At 58.8% G+C, this 16588-nt stretch carries 15 protein-coding genes and 1 tRNA gene; 5 read left to right on the forward strand and 11 right to left on the reverse strand.

Annotated features, from left to right (window positions below):
- Positions 1-14: 14 nt before the first annotated feature.
- From WFM45_RS12105 to WFM45_RS12125, 5 genes are all read right to left on the reverse strand, one after another.
- Positions 15-731, reverse strand: coding sequence for an ABC transporter ATP-binding protein (locus WFM45_RS12105; protein WP_242142109.1), 717 nt, complete (start codon positions 729-731; stop codon positions 15-17).
- Positions 728-1603 carry an ABC transporter ATP-binding protein gene (locus tag WFM45_RS12110; protein ID WP_004928596.1) on the reverse strand — a complete coding sequence of 292 codons (876 nt, stop codon included), beginning with the start codon at positions 1601-1603 and terminating at the stop codon, positions 728-730. Before WFM45_RS12110 ends, WFM45_RS12105 begins: the two co-directional genes overlap by 4 nt.
- Complete coding sequence (gene livM, locus WFM45_RS12115; protein ID WP_085336768.1) at positions 1600-2886, reverse strand: high-affinity branched-chain amino acid ABC transporter permease LivM; 1287 nt, start codon at positions 2884-2886, stop codon at positions 1600-1602. The genes WFM45_RS12110 and livM overlap by 4 nt, the downstream gene beginning before the upstream one ends.
- A 10-nt stretch (positions 2887-2896) precedes the next feature.
- The gene (locus tag WFM45_RS12120; RefSeq protein ID WP_048324303.1) at positions 2897-3811 is read right to left on the reverse strand and encodes an ABC transporter permease subunit; all 915 of its coding nucleotides are present in this window, start codon (positions 3809-3811) and stop codon (positions 2897-2899) included.
- 123 nt (positions 3812-3934) lie between these two features.
- Entirely contained in the window at positions 3935-5053 is a 1119-nt protein-coding gene (locus WFM45_RS12125) for a branched-chain amino acid ABC transporter substrate-binding protein (RefSeq protein WP_033632602.1), read from the reverse strand.
- Positions 5054-5486: 433 nt separating this feature from the next.
- Between WFM45_RS12125 and WFM45_RS12130 the strand changes: the two genes are divergently transcribed.
- Positions 5487-5562, forward strand: a tRNA-Asn gene (locus tag WFM45_RS12130).
- Positions 5563-5635: 73 nt separating this feature from the next.
- Here the strand turns inward: WFM45_RS12130 and WFM45_RS12135 are convergent.
- The 3 genes from WFM45_RS12135 to WFM45_RS12145 form a co-directional block, all read right to left on the reverse strand.
- The gene (locus tag WFM45_RS12135) at positions 5636-6844 is read right to left on the reverse strand and encodes an aldose 1-epimerase family protein (protein WP_336955818.1); all 1209 of its coding nucleotides are present in this window, start codon (positions 6842-6844) and stop codon (positions 5636-5638) included.
- 425 nt (positions 6845-7269) lie between these two features.
- Positions 7270-7572, reverse strand: a complete 303-nt coding sequence (locus WFM45_RS12140) for a transcriptional regulator (RefSeq protein ID WP_336955820.1) — start codon at positions 7570-7572, stop codon at positions 7270-7272.
- Positions 7573-7576: 4 nt separating this feature from the next.
- The gene (locus WFM45_RS12145; RefSeq protein ID WP_336955822.1) at positions 7577-7930 is read right to left on the reverse strand and encodes a type II toxin-antitoxin system RelE/ParE family toxin; all 354 of its coding nucleotides are present in this window, start codon (positions 7928-7930) and stop codon (positions 7577-7579) included.
- Between the two features lie 436 nt (positions 7931-8366).
- Between WFM45_RS12145 and WFM45_RS12150 the strand changes: the two genes are divergently transcribed.
- Complete coding sequence (locus tag WFM45_RS12150; RefSeq protein WP_336955824.1) at positions 8367-9662, forward strand: MFS transporter; 1296 nt, start codon at positions 8367-8369, stop codon at positions 9660-9662.
- 26 nt (positions 9663-9688) lie between these two features.
- On the forward strand, positions 9689-10495 hold the full coding sequence (locus WFM45_RS12155) for a substrate-binding domain-containing protein (protein ID WP_033632598.1): 807 nt from the start codon (positions 9689-9691) through the stop codon (positions 10493-10495).
- Here the strand turns inward: WFM45_RS12155 and WFM45_RS12160 are convergent.
- From WFM45_RS12160 to WFM45_RS12170, 3 genes are all read right to left on the reverse strand, one after another.
- On the reverse strand, positions 10470-11369 hold the full coding sequence (locus WFM45_RS12160; RefSeq protein ID WP_049278342.1) for a LysR family transcriptional regulator: 900 nt from the start codon (positions 11367-11369) through the stop codon (positions 10470-10472). The genes WFM45_RS12155 and WFM45_RS12160 overlap by 26 nt on opposite strands.
- A gap of 103 nt (positions 11370-11472) precedes the next feature.
- Positions 11473-11958, reverse strand: coding sequence for a diacylglycerol kinase (locus WFM45_RS12165; RefSeq protein WP_228392530.1), 486 nt, complete (start codon positions 11956-11958; stop codon positions 11473-11475).
- A gap of 99 nt (positions 11959-12057) precedes the next feature.
- Positions 12058-13182 (reverse strand): hypothetical protein, encoded by a 1125-nt coding sequence (locus WFM45_RS12170; RefSeq protein WP_016927031.1) that lies wholly within the window; start codon positions 13180-13182, stop codon positions 12058-12060.
- Between the two features lie 738 nt (positions 13183-13920).
- On the opposite strand from WFM45_RS12170, the gene WFM45_RS12175 reads away from it, so the two are divergent.
- Complete coding sequence (locus WFM45_RS12175) at positions 13921-15660, forward strand: fatty acyl-AMP ligase (protein ID WP_033632596.1); 1740 nt, start codon at positions 13921-13923, stop codon at positions 15658-15660.
- Positions 15657-16571 carry an NAD-dependent epimerase/dehydratase family protein gene (locus WFM45_RS12180; protein WP_033632595.1) on the forward strand — a complete coding sequence of 305 codons (915 nt, stop codon included), beginning with the start codon at positions 15657-15659 and terminating at the stop codon, positions 16569-16571. Before WFM45_RS12175 ends, WFM45_RS12180 begins: the two co-directional genes overlap by 4 nt.
- The last annotated feature ends 17 nt before the right edge of the window (positions 16572-16588 follow it).

A 16588-nucleotide genomic window follows, 5' to 3' on the forward strand; every position in this document is an offset into this window, starting at 1 on the left:
CCGTGGGGCGGCGCTCAGCCGCCGCCCAGATAGGCCTTTCTCACCTCCGGATCGTTCAACAGTTCTTCCCCGCTGCCGGTGAGGCGGATCTGGCCGTTGACCATCACATAGCCGCGATCGGACAGTTTCAGCGCATGGTTGGCGTTTTGCTCCACCAGAAACAGCGTCATGCCGCTGCGGGTCAGTTCGCGCAGCACGCCGAAGATCTGCCGCACCACGATCGGCGCCAGCCCCAGGCTCGGCTCGTCCAGCAGCAACAGCTTCGGCCGGCTCATCAGCGCGCGGGCGATCGCCAGCATCTGCTGCTCGCCGCCGGACATGGTCATCGCCCGCTGGTTGCGCCGCTCCTTGAGGCGCGGAAACAGCTCGAACATGCGCGGCAAATCCTCCTCCAGGTAGCGATTGCCGACGGTGATGGTGCCCATCAGCAGGTTCTCCTCCACGCTCATGTCCGGAAAGATGCGCCGCCCCTCCGGCGCCTGCGCGATGCCGCTGCTGGCAACAAAGTGCGTGGAGCGACGGCTGATGTCCTCGCCGCCAAACAGGATCTGCCCGCCGGCGATGCGCGGCTGGCCGAAGATCGACATCAACAGCGTGGACTTGCCCGCGCCGTTGGCGCCGATCAGCGCCACTGTCTCCCCGGCGTTCACCTGCAGCGACACCTGGCGCAGCGCCTGGATCGGCCCGTAAAACACATCCACTTCGCGAAATTCCAACATCGCTTCGCTCATCCCGCCAGCTCCTCTTCATCCGCGCCCAGGTAGGCGGCGATCACCGCCTCGTTGTGCTGGATCTCCTGCGGCGTGCCGCGGGCGATCACATCGCCGTGATCGAGCACGATCACCCGATCGGAGATCTCCATTACCATGCCCATGTCATGCTCGATCAACAGCACCGTGATGCCGTGATGCTGCCGCAGGAAGCGAATGATGCGGCTCAGCGTGGCCGTCTCCACCGGGTTCAGCCCGGCGGCCGGCTCATCGAGGCAGATCATCTCCGGCGCGGTGCACATGGCGCGCGCGATCTCCAGCCGCCGCTGCTGGCCGTAAGACATCTCCCCCGCCAGCCGGTTGGCGCAGCTCACCAGATCCACCACCTCCAGCCAGTAGAAGGCGTGATCGAGCGCGGCGCTCTCCGCCCGGCGGTAGCCCGGCGTATTCAGCACCCCGGCGATCAGGTTGCGGTTGCTCTGCATGTGCTGCGCCACCAGCAGGTTCTCCACCACCGACATTTCGCGGAACAGACGGATATTTTGGAAGGTGCGCGCCAGCCCGGCACGGTTCACCAGGTGGGTGCCGCCGAACATCTTGTAGTAGAGGCGCGAACCGAGCCGCTTTGGGCGTATCCAGTCGCCGGCGCGGAACTTCTGCCCCAGCACCTGGATCACGTCGGTCGGCCGCTTGTGGGTATTGAGCAGGATCGCGCCGCCGCTGGCGCGGTAAAAGCCGGTCAGGCAGTTGAATACCGTGGTCTTGCCGGCGCCGTTGGGGCCAATCAGCGCGGTGATGGAGCCGCGTTCCACCTCCAGATTGACGTCGTTCAGCGCTTTGATGCCGCCAAAGTGCATCATCAGGTGTTCCACCCGCAAAATGGCGTCGCTCATGGCGCTACCCCCTTGCGTTCGGCGAAGCTGGATCGGCTGATGCGCACCAGCCCGCGCGGCCGCCAGATCATCATCGCCACCATCAGCACGCCGAACAGCAGCACCCGGTATTCGGCGAAGCTGCGCAGCAGCTCCGGCGCCACCGTCAGCACGAAGGCCGCCAGCACCACGCCGAGGGTGGAGCCCATGCCGCCCAGCACTACGATCGCCAGGATCAGCGCCGACTCGAAGAAGGTGAACGAAGTCGGGTTGACGAAGCCCTGGTAGGTGGCGAAGAACACCCCCGCCAGCCCGGCGGTGGAAGCGCCGAGCATAAACGCCGACAGCTTCACCAACACGTGATTCAGCCCCAGAGAACGGCAGGCGATCTCATCCTCGCGCAGCGCCTCCCAGGCGCGGCCGATCGGCATGCGCGTCAGCCGGTGCTTGATATACAGCACCAGCAGCACCACCAAAAACAGCACCGCGTAGATGAAAATGAACTTGAGATTCGGGTTGTAATCGATGCCGAAAAACTCGTGGATCGGCACCCCGCCGTCTTTGGCGCGCCGGCCGAACTCCAGGCCGAACACCGTCGGCGCCGGCACCGAGACGCCGTTCGGCCCGCCGGTGAGCGACATCCAGTTGTTCAGCACCAGCCGAATGATCTCGCCGAAACCCAGCGTAACGATCGCCAGGTAGTCGCCGTGCATGCGCAGCACCGGAAAACCCAGCAGTGCGCCGGCCAGCGCCGCCATCAGCGCCCCCAGCGGCAGCATCGCCCAAAACCCCAGCCCGAGATATTGGTAGCCCAGCGCCAGCCCGTAGGCGCCAATGGCGTAAAACGCCACGTACCCCAGATCGAGCAGCCCCGCCAGCCCGACCACAATGTTCAGCCCCAGGCCGAGCAGCACGTAGATCAGGCCGAGGATCGCCACCGTCAGCAGGTATTTGGTGGCGACAAACGGGAACAGCAGCGCGATCGCCGTCATCAGCGGCAGGATCCAGCGCAGGTTGGATTTATAGCCCAGCGGCCGCACGTAAACGCCGTCGTTGCCGCCGTCGAAGCGCGCCAACACCCTGCGCCCCGGCGCGGTTTGCAGGAACAGGCTCAGCAGCAGCCGCCCGGCCATCACCGCGGCGATGATCCATACCAGCCGATGCGGCTCGAAGTTGAAGCTGTAGCCGTTCAGCACGATGCCGACGATCGGCCCGAACACGATCAGGGCGATCAGCCCGGCCAAAACGGCGTCCAGCAGGCTGCGTTTGACGTTCAGCCCGCCGTTGATTACGAATTGCGACATGGCGTTCTCCTTAAACCTTGGCGACCAGCGGCCGGCCGAGCAGGCCCTGCGGGCGGAAGATCAGGATCGCCACCAGCAACCCGAAGGAGAACACGTCCTTGTAATCCGAATTCACCATGCCGGCGAACTGCGCCTCCGCCACGCCGAGCAGCAGCCCGCCCAGCATCGCGCCCGGCAGCGAGCCGATGCCGCCCAACACCGCGGCGGTGAAGGCCTTGATGCCGATGATAAAGCCGACGTAAAAATCGAAGGTGCCGTAGTTCATGGTGATCAGCACCCCGGCCAACCCGGCCATGGCGGCGCCGATCACGAACACCAGCGAGATCACCCGATCGGTATTGATGCCGAGAATCGAAGCCATTTTGCGATCCTGCTGGGTGGCGCGGCAGATGCGCCCCAGCCGGGTGCGCTGAATGATGTAGGTGAGGATCGCCATACCGAGCAGCGACGCCACCAGAATGAACACTTTGGTGTAGGTGATCTGCACCACGCCGCCGTCGAACTCCAGGCGGAACACGCCGCTCAGCAGCGTCGGGATGCCCTGCTGGCGCGGCCCCTGGCTTATCTGCGCGTAGTTTTGCAGGATTAACGACATGCCGATGGCGGAGATCAGCGGCGCCAGGCGGGTGGAGTTGCGCAGCGGCTTGTAGGCAATGCGCTCGATTACCCAGCCGTACACCCCGGTGATGACGATGGTGAACACCAGCGTGCCGAGGATCAGCAGCGGAAACGAGTGCAGCCCGAAGAACGACAGCAGCGCCAAACCGATGGCGCACAGGTAGGCGGAGATCATATATACCTCGCCGTGGGCGAAGTTAATCATGCCGATGATGCCGTAAACCATGGTGTAGCCGATGGCGATCAGGCCATACACCGCGCCGAGGGTCAGGCCGTTGATCAGCTGTTGCAGAAAGAATACATCCATAATGAGCAGTCTCGCCTGGTAAGGCCGCCAACGCAGTCCGACGCGGCCAAAGGTCATCGCGGAACGGGCGCGCCAGAGCGGCGGCCCGTCGGTCATAGGGTCATAACTTCACGGTTCGGCCGTTTACAGCTGGTGATATTTGCCCTTGTCATCCCATTGATAGACCACGTAGTCCGAGACCTTCAGATCGCCCTTCTGATCCCAGGCTTTTTTACCCATCACGGTGTCCACGTCGTGCGACTTCAGCCATTCGGCGGCCTTGGCGCTGTCTTTGCCGCCGGTGGCGTTGAAGGCGGCGGCGATCGCCTGGATCGAGGCGTAGGAATAGAGGGTGTAGCCTTCCGGCTCAAAGCCGCTGGCGCGGAACTTGGCGATCACCGCCTTGCCCTCCGGGATCAGGCGCGGATCGTTGCCGAAGGTCATCAGCACGCCGTTGGTGTACTGCGGCCCGCCGGCGGCGGTCACCAGCTCTTCGGTCACCACGCAGTCGCCGGAGAAGAACTTGGCGGTCACGCCCTGCTCGCGCATCTGGCGCACCAGCGGCCCGGCTTCCGGATGGCAACCGCCGAAGTAGACCACGTCAGGTTTGACCGAGGCGATCTTGGTCACCAGCGCGTTGAAGTCTTTCTCGCCGCGCGACAGCCCCTCATACAGCACCTCTTTAACCCCGCGCTTGTTCATCGCCGCCTTCGCTGCGTCCGCCAGCCCCTGGCCGTAGGTGTCTTTATCGTGGATCACCGCGATGCGTTTGGCCTTCAGGGTATCCAGCATGTAGTTGGTGGCGATGACGCCTTGCTGATCGTCGCGCCCGCACATGCGGAACATGCTCTTCATGCCGCGCTCGGTGATCTGCGGGTTGGTGGAGCCGGGGGTAATGGCGATGATGCCGGCCTCGTCATACACCTCGGAGGCGGGCATGGTGGATGAGGAACAGAAGTGGCCGACCACCGCCGACACCTTGTCCTGATCCACCAGCCGGTTGGCGACCGCGACCGCCTGCTTCGGTTCACAGGCGTCATCCCCCTGCACCAGTTTGATTTTTTCCCCTTTGATCCCGCCGGCGGCGTTGATGTCCGCCGCCGCCTGCGAAGCCCCGCGCCAATACTGATCGCCATAGGTGGCGTTCGGCCCGGAGAACGGCCCGGCGACGCCGATGACGATATCGGCCTGCGCGGAAAAAGCCGTACCTAAACAACCGATGAGCAAAGCAGCGAGCGGACTTTTTATCAATTTCGATGACATTGTTATCTTCCTCAGCACTGTTGTAGCGAAACGCCCTGGGGCGCGGATCAGTCACTTTATGTGTAGACGGGGAAAATAATTTTCTTGAGAGCGCAGTCGCATTCCCCAAAAATGGGTAAGCAAAAATCCAGCCATTGTGACGACGAATACATATTGTTTGCTTATTCATCCTACATATCAGTTGCAGCGCGGCGTGTAGCGGGGGTAACCGAGAGTATGGGCAGTGCGGCTAGCGTGAGAGGGAGAACGGCCCTGCACCATCGCCGTGCAAAGGCTTGTGCAATCGTTGTGGGCCGCAAAATCACCGCACAGCGATGGAAAATGCCGAAAAACAGCGCAAGGTGTTCATTCCCTCAGCAAACGCGCTTTTTTTGCAGTTTAGCGCTTTGACAAACCCCGGACGCCCCGCTATTATTCGCCCCGTTCCAACGATTCCTCTGTAGTTCAGTCGGTAGAACGGCGGACTGTTAATCCGTATGTCACTGGTTCGAGTCCAGTCAGAGGAGCCATATTTAGAAAAGCCCGCTTAAGGCAACTTAAGCGGGCTTTTTGCTTTAACGCTAAACGCGTCGACAGGCAGCGTTACTCTTTGGCTATCGGCGCGGCATTCTCATCAATTTTTACCTTACCCTGAATATCAGCAATCTTCTTCTCCAGATCCGCCACCTGCGCTTTGCTGTGCAGCAAGGTATAGGTCAGATCAAACTGCGCACTGGCGCCAGGCTGCAACTGCTTGACGCGTTTTTGTTCGCGCTCGACGGTAACCGGGTAGGCATAGCTGGTGCCCGGCTCAATCCCCGTCACATACCCTTGTTTTAACGTATCGGTATTCTTCCACAGCGTCAGGACGGGCAACTGGCGGGTATCGAACTGAATCGCCACCCCTTTGTCGCCCGCGTTATTGACCAGCGCCGCCAGTGTCTGATGATTCGGATCCGATAATGGCTTAATGTTAAAGACCATTTCATCGAACCCTTTGGTTGGGCCGGCATAGGTTCCCCAGGTCTTCAGCCCGGCTTTGGCATAGTCGTTAAACGGGCTGATGCTGGCCATCGGCGCCAGGAAACGGGCGCCATTTTCCAGAATCGGCGCGCCGAAATTGCTGTGATAAATAATCTGGTAGTCATGGGGATAATCCGCCCGGTTGGTTAACACATCATGCAGGCTGAAACTGTTGCTGCCGGGCACATAGCGCAATTCGGTGAGGGTTTGCAGATCGGCTTTTTTGAATGTGCTCTCTTTGATCAGGCCGCGAATACGAATTTCATACGGCGCCGTATCCGCTACCTCAACCTCAACCCGCGAGGCCGGCGTATTGCCCGCTTTGCCGTGCAACGTGTAAATTTGCCCTCCTTCGGTCACCGGATGACCGGTCCACTCATAGCCACAACGCACCATCATCTCATTGAAACCTTCCAGCCAGCCGAGCCCATTGCGGCTTTCCAGATTGATAAAAGCGGGGTTGACCACCTCTTTGACCGGTGAATCCCATCCCATTTTCGCGCCAAAGCCTTCTGCCCGCAGGAGGTTCATGCCGCGGGTGGGACTCAGCGTGATGGTCAGGCCATCCTGGCTGCGGATAATCAGGACTTTGCTGCCTTCTTGCTTACCGCCGTGCAGCACTTTCTGCTCGATGCTGAACGTTTTATCCTTCACCTTCAGCGCCTCGCTCGAAATCTTCCAGTTTCCTTTCTCCACGCCATCTTCAGCGCTGGTCAGCGCCCAACTCTGCGCCGCCGCCTGCCCTGAAATCAGGGCCGAAAACACCGCCATAACCCATGTCTTTTTCATTTCCCTTCCCCTTTAGCTGAATCGATTTTTTTCTAAACAAGGAAAATCTACTGTTAAGCAGGTTAAAGAAATGTGATGAACTTCACCGGGTGAGTATTTGAAGTAATAGTGCGATAAAAATACGAATTTCATCGCAGTTCTAATGAAAGATATTGAGTTTTTGCACATGAAATGAGCTATTTATCAACATAATTTGTATCGTTTCAGCTAAGAAGCAAGGAGACAGTTACGGGCAAGCAAGACATCGCGAAGGGAGTGCGGGTGGCTTGTTTAACGCTATCCGGCCCAAACGAAAGCGCTCACACAGCCTGCCCGTTTTGAGCCTCTTTGCTTTCACGGCCGCCTGCTCGTGTCAAAGGAGCCCTGGTGCACAAAGCCCGCTCCGGGGAACCTGAGCGGGCTTTGTGCTTTTCTGCCGTTAGCGCTTACAGCACAAATTCGTAGTGCGAACCGTCCGGCAGTTCGACATCCAGCCGCAGTTTGCCGCCGGCCGCCTCAACATAGCGTTTAAGCGAAGACAGTTTCAGATCGCGGCCCGGTTTTTCCATCACGGCGACGGTCGGCTGCCTGATCCCCAGCGCCTGCGCCATTTCAACCTGCGTTTTCTGTACTTTTTCACGCAGCTCGGCAAGGTGAATGTTCAGCATGATGTCCGCCACCAGCGCCTGCGCTTTGGCCACGACCTCGGGCTTTTCATCCGCAATAAGCTGTTCCAACGTTCTGCCCATCGCGTCACTCCTTCTCGTTTAATGTGTTCAGCCAGTTCGTGAATTCCCGATCGGCAATCTGCAGCATTCGATCGTAAAAACGCTTTTCATTACCGGCTTTATTGCCCGCGCAAAGCACAATGCCAATACGGTACGGATCGAAAGCGAAGAATGCCCGCAACGGTTCGCCACGGCTCTGAATACGCAGCTCTTTCATGTTGCTGTAACGCGAGCCTTTAACCGTATCGGCATAGGGCCTGGGCAAGCCGTGCCCTTTTTCCCGCAGGACCATCAATGCAGCAAGCACGCAGGCCCGGTCGGCATCGCTGAGTGATCTGAACCAATGATCAAATGCATCCGTTGTTTTAATTTCCCACACGGGACCTCCCTAAAATATAGATCAGTAACTATATAGATGTAAAGCTATAGCAGAGAGGCGCTGGGATAGCATGCAAAGGCATGCGTTGTTACTGCAAGGCTGAACGTACATCCACGCATTTTGCAAACGCAGTGCGCGGCATTCACCTTTTTACGAGCGGTATCGAATAATCGTTCAGAGGCACGGGCGCTTCCCCGCGCCCCTTTATGAACCCTGTCACAAAAAGCGCATAACGTTTTCGGCGTTCTGCGCAGCGGGCGGTGAGCGGCAAACTTGTTAACGCCACGTTACATCGGGTTAGGCAACATTGTTAACGCAGATTGATGCGCCAAACGCATCGCGCCATGCGTTTATTGCGCTTATTTACTTTATTTTCCTGAGCGAGTCTTCAGCAACAGGCGCGGCGTCAGGCGCCAATAACAAACTGGAGATAACGATGCATTCCTCTACCTCACCCATGACCACCCGGGCCAGATCCGGCGCGATACTGCGCGTCACCTCCGGCAACTTTTTAGAGCAGTTCGATTTTTTCCTGTTCGGCTTTTACGCTACCTACATCGCACACACCTTTTTCCCGGCCAGCAGCGAGTTCGCCTCGCTGATGATGACCTTCGCGGTATTCGGCGCGGGCTTTCTGATGCGCCCGATCGGCGCCATCGTGCTGGGCGCTTACATCGATAAAGTCGGCCGCCGCAAAGGGCTGATCGTCACCCTGTCGATCATGGCCGCGGGCACCTTCCTGATCGTGCTGATCCCCTCTTACCAAAGCATCGGGCTTTGGGCGCCGCTGCTGGTGCTGTGCGGGCGTCTGTTGCAAGGCTTCTCGGCGGGCGCGGAGCTGGGCGGCGTGTCCGTCTATCTGGCCGAAATCGCCACGCCGGGCCGTAAAGGCTTCTACACCAGCTGGCAGTCCGGCAGCCAGCAGGTGGCTATCATGGTGGCGGCGGCCATGGGCTTCGCGCTCAATGCGGCGCTGGAAGAAAGCGCCATTCGCGAATGGGGCTGGCGCCTGCCTTTCCTGTTCGGCTGCCTGATCGTTCCCTTCATCTTTTTCCTGCGCCGCAAGCTGGAAGAGACGCAGGAATTTACCGCTCGCCGTCACCACCTGGCGATGCGCGACGTGTTTAAAACCCTGCTGAAAAACTGGCCGGTGGTGATCGCCGGCATGCTTATGGTCGCCATGACCACCACCGCGTTTTACCTCATCACCGTCTATGCGCCGACCTTCGGCAAAAAGGTGCTGCTGCTCAGCGCTTCCGACAGCTTGCTGGTCACCCTGCTGGTGGCGATCTCCAACTTCATCTGGCTGCCCATCGGCGGCGCGCTGTCGGACCGTTTCGGCCGCAAACCGGTGCTGGTCGCCATGACGTTGCTGACGTTGGCCACCGCCTACACGGCGCTGAGCCTGCTCGCCGCCGCCCCCAGCTTCAGCATGATGCTGGCCGTGCTGCTGTGGCTGTCCTTCATTTACGGCCTCTACAACGGCGCCATGATCCCGGCGTTGACGGAGATCATGCCAACGGAAGTGCGGGTGGCCGGGTTCTCGCTCGCCTACAGCCTGGCGACGGCGGTGTTCGGCGGCTTTACGCCGGTAGTCTCCACCGCGTTGATCGAATACACCGGCGACAAGGCTTCACCGGGCTACTGGATGAGCTTCGCCGCGTTGTGCGCCCTGCTGGCGACGCTGTATATGTATCGCCGCATCGCCATGCCGCTGCAAACCGCGCGCTAAGCCGCCATCTCAAAAGGAATGATGCCATGCAAAAACTCACTCGTTCGATCCTCGCCGCGCTGGTGTGCGCCTCCTGCAGTACGGCGGCGCTGGCCAAAGACGTGACCGTCATGATTTCCGGCGGCTTCAAAGCCGCGCTGGAGAAGCTGGCTCCGGAATATGAAGCTCAAAGCGGCGACAAAATCATTCTGGTGTCCGGCCCCTCGATGGGCAAAACGCCGCAGGCGATCCCCGCGCGGCTGGCGCGCGGAGAGCAAGCCGATGTGCTGATCATGGTGGGCGACGCGCTCACCCAACTGGAAAAAGAGCGCTGGACCCAGCCGGGTTCGCGCGTGGAGCTGGCCGATTCGCCGATCGGCATGGTGGTGAAACAGGGCGCGCCCAAGCCGGTGATAAAAACGGATGCCGAGCTGCGCAATGTCTTGCTGCAGGCGGACTCTTTCGCCTATTCCGACAGCGCCAGCGGCCGCTATGTCAGCGGCCAACTGTTCAAAAAACTGGGCATCGAGGAACAGGTGAAAGGGAAAGCGCATAAGGTTGAGCGCATTCCGGTGGCCTCTGAAGTGGCGCAGGGGAAATACGCGCTGGGCTTCCAGCAGGTGAGCGAATTGCTGCCCGTGGCGGGCGTCACCTTTATCGGCGAGCTGCCGGAAAACGTGCAGTACATCACCCGCTTCGCCGGCGCGGTGACCGCCAAGGCCGAGCACCGCCGCGAAGGCAAAGCGTTGCTGGACTTCCTCGCCTCCTCTCAGGCCCAGCCGACCATTCGCGCGACCGGCATGCGAACCGTGCCGGCGCAGCAGCCGGTCAGGCAGAGTGATACTGTTCAGTAATCAGCTTTTCCAGCTCGGCGGCGACGAAAGACTGCATGCGGCCGCGGCGCCGGATCAAACCGACGGTGCGTTTCACCACCGGATCAACCAGCGATACCGACGTCAACACCGAATGTTCTGAAGTGGGCATCGACATGGCGGGCACGGCGGCAATGCCGATGCCCGCCTCAACCATGCCCAGCATGGTCGTCACATGGCGAGTTTCACACACGCTGGGGCGTTCCGGCACGAGGTGTTCCAGGCGCTGATCGAGCAGATTGCGATTGCCGGAGGTTTTATCCAGCGAGACGTAATCCTGCTGATAGAACTCTTGCCAGGTGAGGCTCTTTTTAGCGGCGAGCGGATGGTCGCGCCGGCAGGCGGCCACGTAGACGTCCCCCACCAACGGCACAAATTCAAGATTAGGCTGCAGCCGCCCGGCGAAGCAGATGCCGAAATCGGCCTGGCCGCCGGTGACCGCCTCGATGACATTACCTGCGCTGCCGTCGATCAGCTTGACGCGCACGCGCGGATAGCGCAGCCGGAAACGGCGTATCACGTCGGGCATGAAATAGTAGGCCGCCGAGGGCACCGTGGCGACGGTAACCAGCCCCACCCGCTCCTGGCTGACCTTATCGATATCGGCCATCACCGCTTCGACGTTCATCAGCAACTGTTCCGAACGTTCGGCAAAAGCCTGCCCGTACAGCGTCAAGGTCACGCGCCGGGTGGTGCGATCGAACAGCTTGATGCCCAGCGCGTTTTCCAGCTTCTCAATCCTGCGGCTCAATGCCGACTGGGACAGGCAGATGGACTCTGCGGCCAGCCGAAAATTGCCATACTCCACCAGCGCGCGAAACGCATAGAGATCGTTGAGATCAAAATTCACGGGCATAACGGCCAACTCTCCTTGCTTAAATGGCAGAAGACGCAAAACAGCGATGATAACCGCTTATATCGCCACGTTCACCGACTGGGTGGTTGAACCACCCAAGCCCCTATCGCCCCAGCAGCACCATTCCCCAAATAATGATAGTCATCACCACGGCTACCAGCTGCGCTGCGCCGCCCAAATCTTTGGCGCGTTTGGATAACGGATGTAATTCCAGCGAAATGCGATCGACTACGGTTTCAATCGCCGTATTAAGCAGCTCAACCACCAATAGCAGAAAACTGCAGGTGATTAATAACAGCCTTTCTATATTTGTAATATCCAAACCAAATGTAACAACCAGTAAAATAGCGTTAATAACCAATAATTGGCGGAACGCATCTTCGGTAAGCACAGCATCAATAAACCCGGCCCAGGAATTCCTAATGCTGTAGGTTAATCGGCTTATTCCTTTTTTCTTTTCCACAGGCATACAATCAGCTCTCGTCAAAACTGCGACAGTCACTCGCAAATAAATCACGCAGCGTGAATTTATCTCAAGTTTATTAATTAAAAACCTTAACCGTTCTCTTTCAGAAAACGATGCATTCACTCACTCGCCGTCACCCTGCTCCTGAAACGGCACCGCCCGAAAATGCCCTGGCGCGGTTATTATTCTGGGAGCGTAAAAAGGGGACGCGATATCAGCCGCTTAAAGCGTTTTCTCGTACAAGCGGTAACGCTTGTACGGCACCGCGCCAATGCGTTCTAAAATCGTCCGCATGCCGGTATTGGTTTCCAGGATCCACGACATTTCCAGCGCGTCGATATTGCGCTTCGCGAAAGGCTCGCGCAGCGCCTCAATCAGCAGCAGCGCAATAATGGGCCCGATGCGGCTGAATTGATATTCCTGGCGTACGCCCATCAACGGCACGCGCGCGGTGCGCACGCCGCTGACTTTCAGGCGCCACAATAGCTTCGCCCAGCCAAACGGCAATAAACGCCCCTGCAGATCGGCAATCGCTTCGTTAATGTTCGGCAGACCGACGATAAAGGCGCAGGGGGCGCCATCCACCTCGGCGATATGGATCATATCGTCGGGCACCAGGAACTTCAGCTGATCCCCCATGGTGGCGAACTCATGCTCGGTGAACGGGACAAACCCCCAGTTATGTTGCCATCCGGAGTTGAACACCTCGCGCAGCACCTGCATCTCCTCGCGAAAGCGCTTGCGATTGAGACGGCGGACGGTCACCTTTTTACGCACCTGATCCATCATCCGGGTTAACGACGGCGAAAAATGCAGGTCGGTTCTTTTCATCCAATAGGCAAGCAAATCAATCCCTTCACTGTAGCCCTGCTGCGCTATCTGGGCCGCGTAGTAGGGTTTCGCGTGCGTCATCAGGGCGGAAGGCGGGGTATCGAACCCTTCGACCAACAGGCCGCTTTCCTGATTGATATTGAGGCTGAATGGCCCGGTGATTTTACGCGCGCCTTTCGACCTCAGCCACTCCTCCGCTACCGTGAATAAGGTGCTGAACACGGCGGGATCGTCAACGGCGTCAATCATGCCGAAGTGGCCGGTATCCTCACCATGCAGCTCCCGGTGCAAAGAATCGATTTGCGCAGTGATGCGCCCAACCACTTTGCCCTGTTTTTTGGCCACCCATGCCTGCCATTCAATATGGTCGGTCCCGGGATTCTTCTTTGACAGGTGCTCTTCGCGCTCTACATGCAGCGGCTCAATCCAGTTCGGATCATCGCGAAACAGTTGCGAGGGGAAAGCAATAAATTCTTTAAGTTCGCGTTTATCCAGAACTTTCTCAATACGGATCATAAATAGCCTTACGTTTTAATAAAATAATTAAATAAGCACGCGACAACGCCTTTAGCATTTTTTATGCTGTTGCCTTTTATTGAATTGTGTATTGCCTCCGGCTCAATGATAAGAAAAACCGAATATTCCCCCCCGGCGAATCAGCAATGTGTTGCCTGACATTCACCCTGCGATGTCCATAATTGATAAAAAAAGGAAACAGAAAGCGGCGCAGCCAGGCTACGCTAATAGTGCTCTTTTATTATTTCGTGCTGTTATGGTAAAAGAAACTCGCCGCTTTTAGTGTACCGACTTTAATCAGGAGGTGCGCCGCCATTTTTACCACTTAATGCTATTTTTAAGATTAGCCTTAAATGAATCGTTCACTTTTGAATTTCTTGCGGCATACTGTTTATGAAGTGTTTAAGTTCCAAGATAGCCATGCATGAGGTCATAACCTATGAGCCGACAGTTATTTCCTGCCCGACAGATGCAGACTAAAGAACGGCGAAGCCCGGATATTACAATAGTCTCTCGTATCTCGCCAGGGTGCCGCTCAAGGCTGATGACTCGGGCTACTCACGCTCTGCCCGGTTAATAACCGGCATGCCGCTCAAGCACGGCAATATACGCTGTTCGCGGAATGAAGATGGTTGAATAACAAACTTATTCAAAACCTATTCATAGTAAAACATCAATTACCTCGCCAAGAGTGATTTCTCTCTTTTGGTGATTTTTAATCTATGGCTAAGTTTGTCTATGTCTGAAACAAGTTCCGTTCATTCTCTTCCCATGCGCTATGCGGACTTCCCCACGTTAGTAGACGCGTTGGATTACGCGGCGCTCGGTAATACGGGAATGAATTTTTACGACCGTCGCAATCAACTCGTGACCGTTCTCGACTATCGCACGCTGCAGCAGAAAGCGATCGCGGGCGCGCGGCGTTTATTGTCCCTGAAGCTCAAGAAAGGCGATCGCGTGGCGCTTATCGCCGAAACCAGCCCGGGCTTCGTCGAAGCCTTTTTCGCTTGCCAATATGCCGGCCTGGTGGCGGTGCCGTTGGCGATCCCGATGGGCGTTGGCCAGCGCGACTCCTACACCGCCAAACTGAAAGGGCTGATCGCCAGCTGCAACCCCGCGGCGATCATCAGCAGCGAAGAGTGGACACCGCTCATCGCGTCGGCCACGGAAAACACGTCGGCGATGCACATCCTCAGCGACGCGGACTTTAACGCCTTGCCAGAGCCGGAGATCGCGTTGCCGGCGCCTTCGCCCGACGATATCGCCTATCTCCAATACACCTCGGGCAGCACCCGCTTCCCGCGCGGCGTGATCATCACCCAGCGGGCGGCGATGGCGAACCTGAACGCGATCAGTCGCGACGGGATCAAGCTGCGCGCGGGCGACCGCTGCGTGTCGTGGCTGCCCTTCTATCACGATATGGGCCTGGTCGGTTTCCTGCTGACGCCGGTGGCGACCCAGCTGTCCGTCGACTACCTGCGCACGCAAGATTTCGCCATGCGCCCGATGCAGTGGCTGAAACTGATCGCCAAGAACCGCGGCACGGTGTCCGTCGCCCCGCCGTTCGGCTACGATCTGTGTCTGCGCCGCAGCAACGCCAAAGAGCTGGCCGATCTGGATCTTTCCAGCTGGCGGGTCGCCGGCGTGGGCGCCGAGCCGATCCCGGCCGAGCTGCTCAGCCAGTTTGGCGAACACTTCAGCAGCATCAACTTCGACAGCAAAGCCTTCATGCCGTGCTACGGCCTGGCCGAGAACACCCTGGCGGTGAGTTTTTCCGACCCTTGCTCCGGCCCGCAAACCAACGAGGTCGACCGCGATATTTTGGAATACGAGGGTAAAGCGGTCGCGCCAGGCAAGAAGACCCGCGCCGTCTCGACCTTCGTCAACTGCGGCCGTGCGCTGCCCGGCCACCGCATCGAGATCCGCAGCGAAACCGGGCAACCGCTGCCGGAACGTCAGGTCGGCCATATCACGATTTCCGGCCCTAGCCTGATGAACGGCTATTTCTGCGACGATGAGTCCCAGCAGCAGATCCAGGTGACCGGCTGGATGGACACCGGCGATCTCGGCTATCTGCTGGACGGCTATCTGTACGTCACCGGCCGCAAGAAGGATTTGATCATCATTCGCGGCCGTAATATCTGGCCGCAGGATATTGAGTACGTCGCGGAATCCGAACCGGAAATCCGTTCCGGCGATGCGATTGCCTTCGTGACCGAAGAACACGACGAAGCGGCCAGGATCATTTTGCAGATCCAGTGTCGAGTCAGTTCGGAAGAACGCCGTGAACAAATCGTGCATTCGCTGAGCGCGCGCATTCAAAGCGAGTTCGGCATCGCGGTGGACATTGAGCTGCTGCCGCCGCACAGCATTCCCCGCACGTCGTCGGGTAAACCCGCGCGCGCGGAGGCCAAGAAACGCTGGCTGAGCGCTTCGCTCTACCCGCAAATGCCGCAGCTGGCCGGTTTCGCGCAATGAGCGGCACCGTGGCAGTGACGGGCGCGACCGGCTTTATCGGCCGGCATATCGTCCAGGAACTGCTGGCGCAAGGGTTTAGCGTGCGCGCCCTGACGCGGCAAGCCGGAAAAGCCGCCGCAGACAACCTGCAGTGGATCCCCGGCGCGCTGGAAGATCGGCCCTCGCTCACCGAACTGGTGCGCGGCGCGGAGTGCGTCGTGCATTGTGCGGGCCAGGTGCGCGGGCATGCGGAAGCGGTGTTCACCCGCTGCAACGTCACCGGCAGCCTGAATTTGATGCAGGCGGCCAAACAGAACGGCCGCTGCAATCGCTTCTTGTTCATGTCGTCGCTGGCGGCCCGCCATCCGGCGCTGTCCTGGTACGCCCATTCAAAACAGGCCGCCGAGCAGCAACTCATCGCCGCCACGGGCGATATCGCGCTGGGGATTTTCCGCCCGACGGCGGTTTACGGACCCGGCGATAAAGAGCTGAAACCGCTGTTCAACGGCCTGCTGCGCGGCGTGCTGCCCCGGTTGGGCGCGCCTGACGCCAGGCTCTCTTTTCTGCACGTGAGCGATTTGGCAAAGGCGGTCAGCCAATGGGTGCAAACCGAACCCGCGCAGCCGAATATTTACGAACTGTGCGACGGCGTGGCCGAAGGCTATAACTGGCTGCGCCTGCGAGACATCGGCGCCGCCGTGCGTCACGGGCCGGTGCGTCTGGTGGGCATTCCGCTGCCGCTGCTGAAAGCCCTGGCGGATATCAGCGTGGTGTGGAACCGCCTGGTAAAACAAGAACCGATGCTGACGCGCAGCAAAATACGCGAATTAACGCATCGCGACTGGTCCGCCAGTAATCAGGCGCTGTCTCAACAGATTAATTGGTTTCCACAGGTGAGTTTGGAACGCGCGCTGCGTGAAGGGCTGTTTTAATTATTCCAAGTAGAGGT

Origin of the sequence: Serratia sp. KG1D, assembly GCF_037150675.1 — a bacterium.
Lineage (GTDB): Bacteria > Pseudomonadota > Gammaproteobacteria > Enterobacterales > Enterobacteriaceae > Serratia > Serratia nematodiphila.